A 13,632-nucleotide genomic window follows, 5' to 3' on the forward strand; every position below is an offset into this window, starting at 1 on the left:
CCACGTTTTATCTCATCTTAATGAAAAGATGCACAAAAAAGCTATCTCCGTAATAGAGATAGCCTGCTTACTTATAATATCGTACCCGCTTTTTCAGCACCTAACATTTCAATAATTTGATTATTATCGTCTAATACTGCAATTTTCGGCTCTTGTTTATGAATATTTTCTTCTGCCACTAGACCGTAGCAAATAATAATAACTTTATCCCCTGGTTGCACAAGCCTTGCAGCTGCACCATTTAAACAAACAACACCGCTACCGCGTTCTCCCTTAATAACATATGTCTCTAAGCGAGCACCATTATTGTTATTTACAATTTGTACTTTTTCATTTTCTACAATATTTACTGCATCCATTAAATCTTCATCAATTGTAATACTACCTACATAATTTAAATTTGCTTCTGTTACTGTTGCGCGATGTAACTTCGCTCTCATCATTGTGCGAAACATAGATGCTCCCCCTTATTTAACCGTTAATGTTATATTGTCAATTAATCGTACATTCTCGAATTTAACTGCAATTGCTAAAATGATTCGTCCTTCAATTTTATCTATTACTTGCAGTGAAGGATAGGCATATAAATCAGCATAATCTACAATGCCTTTCGTATACGTCTCAATATACTCTTTCACAAGAGTTGTAACGATTTCTGCATTACGTTCGCCTGCCTCAATTCTTTCTTTCGCTACACATAGACTGCGGTATAAATGAGGAGCCTCTTCACGCTCTTCTTGTGATAAATACACGTTACGAGAACTTTTCGCTAATCCATCTTCTTCCCTTACAATATCCACTGGTACGATCGTAACCGGAATATTAAAATCAGCGACAAATCCTTCAATGACAGCAACTTGTTGTGCATCTTTCATACCGAAATACGCACGCGTTGGTAATGTAATATTGAATAGTTTCATTAGTACAGTCGCAACACCAGCGAAATGACCAGGTCTTTGTTTGCCGCATAATACATCGGTGCGCTTTACAACTTCTACTGTTGTCGTTTGTTCTGCTGGATACATTTCTTCTACGCTTGGATAAAATAAATAATCTACACCGTTTTCTTTTGCTACATTTTCATCTCTATCAATATCACGAGGGTATCGATCTAAATCTTCATTCGGGCCAAATTGTAGCGGATTGACAAACACGCTTAAAACTACAATTTCATTTTCTTCTCTTGCCTCACGTAATAAAGTCGCATGACCTTCATGTAAATAACCCATCGTTGGAACAAAACCAATACTTTTTCCACTTGCATGCAGTTCTTTTGTAATTTGCTGCATCTCTTGCACTGTAGTTACGATTTTCATTATTGCTTTCCTCCGTATAACGCTAAGCATTCTTCCTCTTTCATTGTGAATGAATGTTTTTCTTCTGGAAATTGCCCTGTCTTTACTTCAGTAACATATTGTAAAATCCCACGTACAATCTCCTCTTGAACAGACGTATATTGCTTCACAAATTTCGGAACACGATTTACGCCGTATGAGATAAGATCATGATAAACAAGTACTTGCCCATCTACTTTTTTCCCTGCTCCAATTCCAATCGTCGGAATTGTTAGTTGCTTCGAAATTAATTCCGCTAATTGCATTGGCACACATTCTAACACAAGCGCTATCGCACCAGCTTCCTCACACCTCTTCGCATCTTCTATTAATTTTTTTGCACTTTCAGCATCTTTTCCTTGTACTTTATACCCACCTAGTACTCCTACAGATTGAGGAGTTAAGCCCAAGTGTGCCACGACAGGAATCCCCGCATTCATCAAGTAATGAATAGTTGATACCACTTCCCCTGCACCTTCTACCTTCAGTGCATGAGCACCACTCTCTTGAACAATGCGGCGTGCATTCACCATCGTATCTTGAGGCGACACATGATACGACATAAATGGCATATCAGTTACAATAAACGTCTCTTTCGCTCCTCGGCGTACAGCTTTCGTATGATGAATCATATCCTCTACTGTTACAGGTACTGTTGAATCGTAGCCGAGCACAACCATCCCAAGGGAATCTCCAACTAGAATCATATCAACTTCAGCTTCTTCTGCTAACTTAGCAGATGGATAATCATACGCCGTTAGCATTGTAATCGGCTCACCTTGCTCTTTCATTTTCAAAAAATCTGTTTTTGTTTTCAAAAACTACTCCTCCTTTATACAGGAGAGAGGAGATGGCCGAAATCATATAAAAAAACCCCTCTGGCCATAAAAGGGCAGAAGGGTTGTGTGTTAGTCGGCATTATTCATCCCTCTGTCCCAGTCCGTTATTGGATCAAGGCAGAATCCAAGTTATTATTTTTTCGTATTGCTTCGAATGATGGTGCAGTTCGCTCTGATACTGCCCATATTCGAACTAATTATAGCAAACTCCAAAAAGGAATTACTACATTTTTTTGAAAAAATAATTTTTATTCTCATTACGATATGTGAAATTTTTTATAAATAACTCAATTATATAAAGATAAGTGACTCGTATAACTCTTAAACTTATGATGCAAGTTAATTGTGGAACATACTTAACAAAAGGAGAATTGCGAATGTCTATGAACAAATGGTTATTTCGATTCACTGGTCTGCTTGTGATGATTGTTGGGATGATAACTTTTAGCTCCTTCCATGCATTTGCCTCAGTTAACGTCGTAACACAACCTATCGATGCAACGAAAGTCATTGAAGTTGAACTGAATGATGATTTCTTTAACCCTAATGTCATCACGATACCGATTGAACAATCCACAACATTTCTTTTGAAAAACAAAGGTAAAAGCGAGCACACCTTTACAGTAAAAAAACTCGGCATTGACGTCGTAGTCGAGTCAGGAAAAGAAAAAAATATTACCGTGAAACCTACAAGTACTGGTACATATGAATTAATATGCCGGTACCATCTTCTTAAAGGAATGGAAGGCAAAGTAATAGTCGAATAAAAAGAAGTTCCAAAAAGGAACTTCTTTTACTTAATTTCGATATCTGCAGAATGAATGTGATGTACTTTCCCTTCATGGTCCTCCAGAAGCAATACACCATCCTCTGTAATTCCTTTTGCTACCCCTGTAATTGTCTCTCTCATCGTTCGAGCGGTAATTTCTTTCCCGATGCTCACAGCGTAACTTTCCCAAAGAATTTTAATGACAGAGAAACCATTTTGTAAATACTCTTCATATAATTTTTCTAGTTGTAAAAAGATTTGTTGCATAAGCTCTGCACGAACAATCGGCCTACCAGATTCAATCGCTAAAGAAGTAGCAATATGCTGAATTTCCTCATCAAAATGTTCTTGCTTTTGATTCGCATTAATACCAATCCCCATAATGACAGCATTAATTTTATCAGGATCCGCCTGCATTTCTGTTAATATACCTACAGCCTTTTTCCCTTGAATCAAAATATCATTTGGCCATTTTATTCCTACGTTTACACCCGTACACTTTTCAATTGCTTGTGCAACGCTAACAGCCGCTAACAAAGTAAGTTGTGGTGCATGATGAACCGGGATTGATGGACGTAAAATAATACTCATCCAAATTCCTGTTCCTTTTGGCGAGTACCATTTCCTGCTTAAACGACCTCTGCCCGATGTTTGTTCTTCTGCCACAACAATCGTTCCTTCTTCTGCACCTTCATAAGCAAGTTTTGCTGCAATATGCTGCGTAGATTCAACAGATTCTTCAAAATATACCGTTCTACCAATATGTTTCGTTTGTAACCCTAACTGAATTTCATTAGCAGTCACTTTGTCTGGCTTACCCGCAATGCGATAACCTAATCGACGCACAGCTTCAAGTTCATATCCCTCATTCCGAAGGTCCTCCATATGTTTCCACACGGCGGTTCTTGAACAACCAAGTTTATCACTAATCGTTTGGCCAGATACAAACTCGCCATCCGCTTCTGAAAAAACTTGTAATAACTGCTTTCTTATAGTAGATTGCATTCTTGCAGCCACTCCCTTATACACTCTTTCTCATTCACTACGTTTCCTTGTACGATTGCTTCCTCAATGTTTTGAATCATTTCAGCAACCCATGGACCTGGCTTTTTATTTGCCCAGTTTAATAAATCATTCCCAGTGACATTCATTTCTTGTCGACTCTTGATTGGCAATGCTTCAAACAACGTTTGCACTCGTTTCACAGATGTATTGTCATAGCTTTCAATCATCGCTTCATATACTCTTTCTGCCATTTCAGCGATATGAATTCCCGTTTTATAAAGAAGGACTGTATCCCAATCCTTCTCCTTTCTCGTACGGATTGTTAATAAAACTGCGACGATATCTTTTATTTTTTTATTCGAAAACTTCCATTGACGTAAAAAGACAGATGGATGTTCTTCCCCGATGCAATATAAGAAAAATGCCCATGCCTCAATGTCTGTTTCAAAAGAATCCCATTTATACTGCGTAGCTTGTAACAATCTCTCTTCTGACATTTGTAAATATGGCAGATGAGAAAAGAGTTTCGTTTCTACTAATTGTTGCAAACCCTTCACGCAGTATGTGCCAGTTAATAGTTTCTCAAACTCCACTGTAATTCGCTCAATTGCTATATGTTCCAGTAAATGTCCATATGTTTCAATTGCTTGTTTCGTTTTCATTTCTAAAGAAAAACCTAACGTACTTACGAATCGAATACCACGCATCATTCGCAAGGCATCTTCTTGAAAACGATCCGCAGCATTTCCAACTGTCACAATTTCTCTCTTTTGAATCGCTTCCTGTCCAGCAAATAAATCAACCATTTCGCCTTCTTCTGTCATGGCAATTGCATTCATTGTGAAATCACGACGTTTTAAATCCTCTTCTAATGAACGAACAAATTGAACACTACTAGGTCTTCGAAAATCTTCATATTCGCTCTCTGTTCGAAACGTGGTTACCTCATAAGGTTCACCATTTTCTACTACAATTACAGTTCCATGCTCAAGACCAACAGGAACATGTCTTGGAAATATAGCCATCACTTCTTCTGGTAAAGCAGATGTCGCAATGTCAATATCTCCAATTGGCCTATCAATAATAAGATCTCGTACGCTTCCGCCGACAAAGTAGGCCTCATGCCCTTGTTGCTTTAAAGTCTCAATAATAGAACTAGCTTTTTTAAATCTTTCCATTTTTGTCATCCCTTAGTACATCATAGTAAATCGTTTCATATTGTGAGACGATTTTTTCAGAGCGGAACTGCTCGTAAACACTTGCTCTTGCTCGCTCTCCCATATTACGGTGAAGTTCTTCATCCTTTAATAACTGAATGGCTTGATTTGCCACTCCCGTCGTATCGCCAACTTCACATAAATATCCTGTTTCACCATGTTGAATGACTTCTGGAATACCTCCAACCCTTGTTCCGATACAAGGTACACCACACGCCATCGCTTCTAATAAAACAAGACCAAAACTCTCTTTCTCTGATAGAAGTAACATTAAATCACTCATCGCAAGTAGCTCCGCAACATTATCTTGCTTCCCTAAGAATAAGACGCGATCTTCAATATGTAGATTTTTCACTAACTGTAGAATCGTGCAAAATTCTGGTCCATCTCCAACAAGAAGCAACTTCGCATCTACTTCTGTAACAATTTTAGCAAATGCCTGAACAACATCTTGCACACGTTTCACTTTACGGAAATTTGAAATATGAATGAGTATCTTTTCATTTTCACTTATACCGTATTCTTTCTTTAATTGAGTCATATCACGCTTGAAATATACACGTTCGTCTATAAAATTATATACCGTTTGAATATCTTTATTTGGTTTTACAAGCTCATGCGTTTCGTTAATTAATGAATGCGAGACAGCCGTCACAACATCGGATTGTTCAATACCAAAACGAATTAAATTATTTAACGAAGGGTCGGAACCTAACACAGTAATATCTGTTCCATGCAAGGTTGTAACAATTTTAATACGCTCTCCAATCATTTGTTTCGCTAAATAAGCACAAATGGCATGTGGTATTGCGTAATGCACATGTAAAATGTCTAGGTTTTCTCTTTGTGCAACCTCTGCCATTTTACTCGCTAATGCTAAATCGTATGGTGGATATTGAAATACAGAGTATTGATTTACCGTCACTTCATGAAAATAAATGTTTGGATACACTTTATTTAACCGGAATGGTAAACCCGATGTAATAAAATGAATTTCATGCCCACGTTCCGCTAATTGCTTTCCTAATTCTGTTCCAACAACTCCAGAACCACCTACAGAAGGATAACATGTAATACCTATTTTTAATTTCATTTACATCCCCCTATTAAATCAGCATGTAATAAAACCGGTTTCTTACTCATAAATCCTTCGGCATATAAGACTCCAACTTCTTTTCCAAACATTTTCTCACGAGCGACTACAGTTTCAACGTAACCTTCTGTTAACGGCGTTTTCACACCATCACTCCCTGTTGAAAACTGACTTTCATACGCTTCTAATGCTTCTACTTTTTGTGATACGTACTCACTTATATCTATACAGAAATTCGGTTTATGAAAACCATTAATCATATAATGATAAAAAGACTCCACACGATGTGGTGGAACCTCTGGCATATATTTACGAATTCCCGCTGAAAAAATAGCTTCTTCCACAAGTTTTGCACAATTTGCATGATCTGGATGACGATCTTCATAATACGGCGCAAAAACTAGTTTTGGTTTATATGTACGAATCACCTTTACAATTTCACGTATATATTCTTCTTTCATATACAAACCACGGTCTGGCATCGCTAAATTTAGTCTCGCTTTTACTCCCATGATACGAGCTGCCGCCTTAGCTTCTTCTTTTCTTAACTCTATCGTTCCATTAGAAGAAAGATCAGCTTCTGTTAAATCACAAATACCTACTTCATAACCTTGCTTCGTATATTTAGCAATGGTACCAGCCATGCCGATTTCAACATCATCGGCATGAGCACCAAACGCTAATATATGTAATCCACTCATAATTGTTCCCCTCATTTTCTAAACTTGCGGTAATCTAAATCTCCTCGCTCTAATGCGTGCATTAACATTTCAGCACTTGCCATATTCGTTGCAAGTGGAATCGCATATACATCACATAAACGAAGTAATGCATTTACATCTGGTTCATGCGGCTGTGCAGTTAGTGGGTCTCGGAAAAAAATCACCATATCCATATCGTTTTTGGCAATCATGGCACCAATTTCTTGATCTCCACCAAGAGGACCCGATTGATATCTTGTTACAACTAAACCAGTTGCCTCCATAATACGAAGTCCTGTCGTTCCTGTTGCAAATAATTCATGTTGCTCAAAAATTGGTTTATATGCGTATGCAAACGAAACCATGTCATTTTTCTTTTTGTCATGTGCGATTAAGGCAATTTTCATCCGTTGTCTCCCCTTTAGTCGATAATGTTTTCTAAACCGTACACAAGATGATCTAGATTCATTACTGTCTCAATTGATAGTTTTACACCCGACATAAATGATGCACGATTGAATGAATCATGGCGAACCGTTAACATTTGTCCATCTCCACCAAACATTACTTCTTGGTGTGCGATAAGTCCTGGTAAACGTACACTATGAATGTGAATGCCGTCTACATTTGCACCACGAGCACCTTCTAGTTGTTCTACTTCATTCGGGTGACCTTGCTGTTTTGATTCACGATTTTGACGAATTAATTCTACTGTTTTTACCGCTGTACCAGATGGTGCATCTAACTTTTGATCATGATGCAATTCAATTACTTCAACATCTTGGAAATACTTCGCTGCCATTTGTGAGAATTTCATCATTAGAACTGCACCAATCGCAAAGTTTGGAGCGATAATTGTTCCTACTGCTTTTTCTTTCGCATTCTCTGTTAATTGTTTTAGTTCTTCTTCTGTAAATCCAGTTGTACCAATAACAGAACGAAGTCCACGCTCAACTGCTAGCGTAACGTGTTGTTTCCCAACTTCTGGCGTTGTTAAATCTAACAACACATCAGCTTCTACTTCTTCTAAACAAGTATGTAAATCTGCGTAAACAGGTGCATTTAGCGCTGGCATGCCTGGTAAATCAGAAATTTTCTCTCCGCCATGCTTATAATCTACTGCTGCTACTAAATTAAAATGTTGCGTTCTTTCCATAAGAAGGACTGCTTCATGCCCCATACGTCCTCTTGGTCCAGCGATAATTACTTTAATTTCTTTCATTATTCTTTCTCTCCCTCATCAATACGTGTCCAGCGATCTTTATCGCGAGTATTAAATTTATTCATTACAATGTTATGTGCTGTTTCTAAATCAATATTTAAACTATTTGCCATACAAATCATAACAAATAATACATCTCCAAGCTCTTCTTCAATACTACGTTCTGTTTCAGTTGTTTTCTTCGGTTTCTCACCATAATAATGATTAACCTCTCTTGCAAGCTCCCCCATTTCTTCTGTTAAACGAGCCATCATTGCAAGTGGGCTGAAATAACCTTCTTTAAACTGACCAATATATGCATCTACTTCTTTCTGCATATCCTTCATCGTTTTTGCTTCCATACAATTCACCTCTAATCCTTCCTCTTTCATGTTAGCCAATTCATCGCGATTTGACAAATATTATTCCCCGCCAAACACCTATTTGCTACCCTTTTTTGGATAGACTATAATTAAGTGAAACTTTCTTTTATCTTTTTTGCAAAAGATCAGCCCACACCAATCGGGTTCTTGCAGCTGGTTTGCCCTGCTTCAGAGCTTTATCCCCTACCAGCCCTTGGAATGGGGTAAAGTGGAACTTCTTGTGCGATTTTTGCAAAAGCTTAGCCCAAACCCATCATTTTTATAGCCTTCACTATTTTCACTAACAACTAGAAATTACTTGTCATTATGTTTTACCGTTTCAGCGGAGCAATACCATTTACATAATTAGGAGGATTTCTATATGAAATCAAATTTGAAGATTCGAAATATCATTTTCATTTTAATCGGTTCCGCTATTTTTTCTTTCGGTATTGTGAATATCAATATTGAAAATCACCTTGCAGAAGGTGGATTTACCGGTATTACACTATTATTGTATTTTCTCTTTAAGTTTGATCCTTCTTATTCAAACTTAATTTTAAATATCCCTATATTTTTTATTGGGTGGAAGTTACTTGGAAGAACAACATTTATCTATACACTAGTTGGCACATTCAGCGTATCTTTATTTTTATGGATTTTTCAACGTTACGACGTTCTTAACTTACATTTAAACTTACAAAATGATATGACACTCGCGGCTTTATTCGCCGGGGCATTTATCGGTATCGGTCTTGGCATCATATTTAAATATGGCGGGACTACTGGCGGTGTAGATATTATCGCAAGACTCGCTCATAAATATGTTGGCTGGAGTATGGGGAAAACGATGTTTATGTTTGATGCTATCGTCATTATCGTCTCTATTCTTACCTATTTATCATACCGCGAAGGCATGTATACGTTAGTTGCTGTTTTTATCGGGGCGAAAGTCATTGATTTTATGCAAGAAGGAGCCTATGCAGCGAAAGGAGCAACGATTATCTCAGATAAAAACGATGAAATTGCTGCCAAAATTTTATCTGACATGGAACGCGGAGCAACCTTTTTAAAAGCTGTTGGATCATATACAAAAGTGGAACGGAACGTATTGTATTGCGTTGTTGCTAAAAATGAAATCGTGAAATTAAAAAATATTATTACTTCTGTAGATCCTCATGCCTTTGTTGCTGTAAGTGACGTACATGATGTAGTTGGTGAAGGTTTTACATTAGATGAAAATAAAAATCCGTTACATACATAAACCGAACTAGAAAAGCTCTTTCGCTTTTCTAGTTTTTTATTACATATTTTTTAAGTTCCTTTAAATCCTCATAAATAAGCTCCAATAAACTCCGATTATAAAAAATGGAAGCCGGATGAAAGGTCGGGAAAATATGATATTCTTTCTCTGACCATGTAAACGCTACACTTTGCATATCCTTTAATTTTTGAATGGGCTGTTTTAATAATTGTCCATGTACATCTGTGATTTTTTTATTTTTTCCTGTTAAACGTTGAAGACCGATATTTCCAAGCGTGACGATAAGCTTCGGGTTTATTTTCTCTAATTCATAATCTAACAAAGGGGCATGGGCGAGTATTTCTCCTTGATTCGGTGTTCTATTATACTTTTTCTGTATGATTTCACCATTTCGTTCTTTTTTCTCTCGCCACTTATACGGTCTGCTTCGTACAGCGCTTGTAATATATACTTCTTCCCTTGTAACATCAATCCGCTCTAAAAAACCCATTAATTGTTTTCCCGCTCTCCCGCTAAACGGAATTCCATTATGAATTTCTGTTTCACCAGGTGCTTCTCCTAGCAACATAAATTTTGGATTTTCAGGACCTTGTCCACTTAAAAAGCCTTCTAGCTCATAAGGAGCACTACGTTCTTTCACTTGTTTTACTAAATGACTTGGATATTTCATTTCCCCACCGCCTTTCCGCATTACTTCTATTATTTCTATTTGCAATACATTATATAATTCAATCCAAAATACAAAAAAAGACTATCAAATGATAGTCTTTAGTCATCGCTACGCTGCATACCAGTATACATTAATACGAGACGTAATAATTCAAATACCGCTACAGCTGCAGCTGCTACATATGTTAATGCTGCCGCATTTAATACTTTACGAGCTTGCCCATATTCATCTGTTGATACGATACCTAACGCTTCAATTTGTTGCATTGCACGCTTTGATGCATCAAACTCGACTGGTAATGTAACGAGTTGGAACACAACACCTGCTGCCATTAAAATAATTCCTAATAACAATAGTTTTGACATTGTCGCAAATATACCAATCATAATAAATACCCATGATATATTCGATCCAAAATTTGCCACAGGAACTAACGAATGACGAATACGCATAAAGTTATAATCTTGTGCATCTTGAATTGCGTGTCCTACTTCGTGTGCTGCAACTGCTGTACCAGCAACTGAATGACCGTAATAGTTATCTGTTGATAATCGAACTGTTTTGGCAGTTGGATCATAATGGTCTGATAAATGACCTGGTGTTTCTTCTACAGCTACGTTGTATAATCCATTTTCATCTAAAATTTTTCGAGCCACTTCCGCTCCTGTCATACCTGATGTTGAATAAACTTGTGAATACTTGCTATAGGCACTACGTACTTTTGACTGTGCATATAACGGTATGATCATTATGATCGCGAAGTAAATTAAATAAAACATCATGAACCTCCATTGAAGTTTTAATTATAGTACTTCTCATTCTATTTTCTTCTGCCATCATTGTCAATGAATAAACCTTACAATCCATATCTTTATTTATTTGCATTATCTATTCTTAGAGTGCACATTACTTTTTCTTTTTTCTCTCTCTCCTTTATACTTTCTCCATCCAACATAAGTTAATGTGAAGAGAATTAGACCTCCAGTAATTGTCATAAACCAAATGAGAGAGGGTGCAATTTCATCTTTTTTTACTGTGTGAAATATTTTTTGTAAATCACCTTTAATGATTCCTACTTGCATTTGTCCGCCTTTCGTATTTAGCATAACGTTACGAAATTCATCCAAATAAGATAAATGGGCATTTACACGCTGCACTTCGTTTTCTGGCAAGGCGATCATTAAGCTTGGATAAATAATATTAAATTCATGTAAAAATGTGTTTAATGTTTGTTGAAACTGTCCCGTATCTTCTTTTTTCATCGCTTTTTCCATTTGAGAAAAGGCACCCATTACTTTTTCTTCTCTTTCCATCCAAAGTGGTTGATACTTCGATACTTGTGCATCAACAGCGAGCTGCAAGGCTAACACATTATCAATTTTAACTTGTTTACTTAAAGCTTCTTCCGCCAGAGATTGTTTCGCCCTGTCGTAAGCTAACGAAATAACTCTAACTTGATCTGGTGTTACCTCTTGCTTCTTTTCATTCCCCTTTATGACAAACTGCTCCGAGAAATGTTGTAATACTTGTACTGCTTTTTCATCTTCATTACGCTTCACTAATTGTAATGAGTCATCTAACAACCCTGTTAGTTCACTCCACTCTTCAGCATATATACGTAACGGAAACATTATAATTAGAAATGCTATCAATCCAATTAATGTTCTCTTCATCACGGTCCCCCCTATAACTACTAGTACAAAATATGTGAATTGGGACAAGAATAGAACAGAACTGGACCGAAAAATATATTATCGTTTTACAAACAAAAAAATTCTCTTTAAACAGAGAATTTTTCCTTTGACACCCTTTTCTTTTTTACGAAATATCTATACAAGCTATAAGAAATTATACTACCTAATAAAATAAATAATAAAATAGCACACGCAGCATGCATAAAGAATTCTTCTGGTAACATTAATATAATCGGATCCGTTTCAATATCGAACATCCAATAATCATTACTAAATAAAAGCTTATGAAATAATACAAAACTCTTTTCAAAATTAATAGCGATCGGTAACATAAGCGCTATCGGAAAGATAATTGTTAAAATTGATCCGTGTAGTAAAAACTTTTCATTTTTCTTTTTTAATAAATACATGCCACCTACTATTGCAATCATAATTGTCGCATACATTACATATTGAATTTTCACTAAAATATTTTTAACATCTACAAAATGAATACGGCCATTTGTAGACATATCTAATGTAGGCAACTGTAATGCTCCGTCATAAAACGGAGATAAATATGTGATAAGCACATCATAATTTCTTTTAATATCAGCCTTCGTCATATCCGCTAAGTCTGGAATGTTTAAAAAATCAATTTCAAAATAATATAGCCATTTTCCGTATACAACCACCGTTGTTGCGAGTGCAAATATAGAAAATGCTATGCTATATGAAACAACTATCGTAATCAATCGATCCAATATTTTTGTACCACTCTTATTCTTCTTCATTGTCTCCCCCTAAATGTTCATAAAGAAAACTGTTTTCGGTTCTCACGTAAGCAATAATAATATGTAACACATAATGTGGCGATGCTTAGCCAAAACGTAAAATAACCAATTTCTCCTACAAACAAATGCATAATTCCATATCTCGGCATTTGCCAAAACAAATAATCAATTGCATCATTATGTAATGTCCATATAGCCGCTACCGCAAAATGCCATTTTTTTATGCGGTAAAACGGTGCATATAACACTGCTTGTACTGCCATCGCAAAATGCGATAGCATTAACATATACCCGATAAGACCAATAGGACCTTTTACATAAATCATAACCCCATTTACAACAACAGCCCATATACCATATTTTATTAAAGTAACAATGGCTAGCGCCTCTATGAATCCCCAATTCCTCTTTATTAAAAAAGCAATTATAACAAAGACAAAAAAGAGACTCGCCATCGGGCTATCGGGTACAAACGGCCAAAATATAGGTGAAGTTTCTTTTAATTGATTTCCATACCATATAAATCCGTATATCGTACCTAATATGTTAACAACTAATAAAAATAATAAGACAGAGCGTTGTCTTAACATTGCATACAAGTAAACCAAGCTGTATGTCCAACACCTTTCAAACAAAGTCATTCTTTTCTCAAACTCTACTCTATTATATAGTAAACTTTCTTTCATCAAAATAAAAAGCTGACTACAATT

Annotated in this window: 17 protein-coding genes; 2 read left to right on the forward strand and 15 right to left on the reverse strand. The window is 36.4% G+C overall.

What is annotated here, in order from left to right; translation table 11 throughout:
* Positions 1 to 71: 71 nt before the first annotated feature.
* From panD to panB, 3 genes are read right to left on the reverse strand one after another with little or no spacing between them, the layout of a single operon-like run.
* A complete protein-coding gene (gene panD / locus AC3WTI_RS10275; RefSeq protein WP_000490177.1) occupies positions 72 to 455 on the reverse strand; it encodes an aspartate 1-decarboxylase in 384 nt (127 codons plus the stop codon).
* A gap of 12 nt (positions 456 to 467) precedes the next feature.
* A complete protein-coding gene (gene panC / locus AC3WTI_RS10280; RefSeq protein WP_097840395.1) occupies positions 468 to 1,316 on the reverse strand; it encodes a pantoate--beta-alanine ligase in 849 nt (282 codons plus the stop codon).
* On the reverse strand, positions 1,316 to 2,152 hold the full coding sequence (gene panB, locus AC3WTI_RS10285; protein WP_097840394.1) for a 3-methyl-2-oxobutanoate hydroxymethyltransferase: 837 nt from the start codon (positions 2,150 to 2,152) through the stop codon (positions 1,316 to 1,318). The genes panC and panB overlap by 1 nt, the downstream gene beginning before the upstream one ends.
* A gap of 398 nt (positions 2,153 to 2,550) precedes the next feature.
* Here panB and AC3WTI_RS10290 point away from each other — a divergent pair, with 398 nt between their 5' ends.
* Positions 2,551 to 2,940, forward strand: coding sequence for a cupredoxin domain-containing protein (locus AC3WTI_RS10290; RefSeq protein WP_087958140.1), 390 nt, complete (start codon positions 2,551 to 2,553; stop codon positions 2,938 to 2,940).
* 26 nt (positions 2,941 to 2,966) lie between these two features.
* Here AC3WTI_RS10290 and AC3WTI_RS10295 read toward each other — a convergent pair whose 3' ends face one another.
* From AC3WTI_RS10295 to AC3WTI_RS10325, 7 genes are read right to left on the reverse strand one after another with little or no spacing between them, the layout of a single operon-like run.
* Positions 2,967 to 3,947 carry a biotin--[acetyl-CoA-carboxylase] ligase gene (locus AC3WTI_RS10295; protein ID WP_097840393.1) on the reverse strand — a complete coding sequence of 327 codons (981 nt, stop codon included), beginning with the start codon at positions 3,945 to 3,947 and terminating at the stop codon, positions 2,967 to 2,969.
* Complete coding sequence (locus AC3WTI_RS10300; protein ID WP_087958138.1) at positions 3,932 to 5,125, reverse strand: CCA tRNA nucleotidyltransferase; 1,194 nt, start codon at positions 5,123 to 5,125, stop codon at positions 3,932 to 3,934. The genes AC3WTI_RS10295 and AC3WTI_RS10300 overlap by 16 nt, the downstream gene beginning before the upstream one ends.
* Positions 5,112 to 6,257: an N-acetyl-alpha-D-glucosaminyl L-malate synthase BshA gene (gene bshA / locus AC3WTI_RS10305; protein WP_087958137.1), complete on the reverse strand. Its 1,146-nt coding sequence runs from the start codon at positions 6,255 to 6,257 to the stop codon at positions 5,112 to 5,114. Before bshA ends, AC3WTI_RS10300 begins: the two co-directional genes overlap by 14 nt.
* Entirely contained in the window at positions 6,254 to 6,958 is a 705-nt protein-coding gene (gene bshB1, locus AC3WTI_RS10310; RefSeq protein ID WP_087958136.1) for a bacillithiol biosynthesis deacetylase BshB1, read from the reverse strand. Before bshB1 ends, bshA begins: the two co-directional genes overlap by 4 nt.
* 11 nt (positions 6,959 to 6,969) lie before the next feature.
* Entirely contained in the window at positions 6,970 to 7,365 is a 396-nt protein-coding gene (gene mgsA / locus AC3WTI_RS10315; RefSeq protein ID WP_000684766.1) for a methylglyoxal synthase, read from the reverse strand.
* Between the two features lie 14 nt (positions 7,366 to 7,379).
* On the reverse strand, positions 7,380 to 8,180 hold the full coding sequence (gene dapB / locus AC3WTI_RS10320; RefSeq protein ID WP_097840392.1) for a dihydrodipicolinate reductase: 801 nt from the start codon (positions 8,178 to 8,180) through the stop codon (positions 7,380 to 7,382).
* Complete coding sequence (locus AC3WTI_RS10325) at positions 8,180 to 8,521, reverse strand: nucleotide pyrophosphohydrolase (protein ID WP_001992677.1); 342 nt, start codon at positions 8,519 to 8,521, stop codon at positions 8,180 to 8,182. Before AC3WTI_RS10325 ends, dapB begins: the two co-directional genes overlap by 1 nt.
* Positions 8,522 to 8,903: 382 nt before the next feature.
* On the opposite strand from AC3WTI_RS10325, the gene AC3WTI_RS10330 reads away from it, so the two are divergent.
* A complete protein-coding gene (locus AC3WTI_RS10330; RefSeq protein ID WP_097840391.1) occupies positions 8,904 to 9,785 on the forward strand; it encodes a YitT family protein in 882 nt (293 codons plus the stop codon).
* 28 nt (positions 9,786 to 9,813) lie between these two features.
* On the opposite strand, the gene AC3WTI_RS10335 is transcribed toward AC3WTI_RS10330, so the two are convergent.
* From AC3WTI_RS10335 to lhaT, 5 genes are all read right to left on the reverse strand, one after another.
* Positions 9,814 to 10,455 (reverse strand): uracil-DNA glycosylase, encoded by a 642-nt coding sequence (locus tag AC3WTI_RS10335; protein WP_253621527.1) that lies wholly within the window; start codon positions 10,453 to 10,455, stop codon positions 9,814 to 9,816.
* Positions 10,456 to 10,553: 98 nt separating this feature from the next.
* Positions 10,554 to 11,237 (reverse strand): zinc metallopeptidase, encoded by a 684-nt coding sequence (locus tag AC3WTI_RS10340; protein WP_087958132.1) that lies wholly within the window; start codon positions 11,235 to 11,237, stop codon positions 10,554 to 10,556.
* Positions 11,238 to 11,339: 102 nt separating this feature from the next.
* Positions 11,340 to 12,128, reverse strand: coding sequence for a sporulation protein YpjB (gene ypjB / locus AC3WTI_RS10345; RefSeq protein WP_097840389.1), 789 nt, complete (start codon positions 12,126 to 12,128; stop codon positions 11,340 to 11,342).
* A 107-nt stretch (positions 12,129 to 12,235) separates the two neighbouring features.
* Positions 12,236 to 12,922 carry a lipoprotein intramolecular transacylase Lit gene (lit, locus tag AC3WTI_RS10350; RefSeq protein ID WP_087958130.1) on the reverse strand — a complete coding sequence of 229 codons (687 nt, stop codon included), beginning with the start codon at positions 12,920 to 12,922 and terminating at the stop codon, positions 12,236 to 12,238.
* A gap of 17 nt (positions 12,923 to 12,939) precedes the next feature.
* Positions 12,940 to 13,530, reverse strand: coding sequence for a lipoprotein heptaprenylglyceryl N-acetyltransferase LhaT (gene lhaT, locus AC3WTI_RS10355; protein ID WP_142286636.1), 591 nt, complete (start codon positions 13,528 to 13,530; stop codon positions 12,940 to 12,942).
* Positions 13,531 to 13,632: the final 102 nt, after the last annotated feature.

Source organism: Bacillus sp. EB106-02-03-XG38 (genome assembly GCF_058792175.1).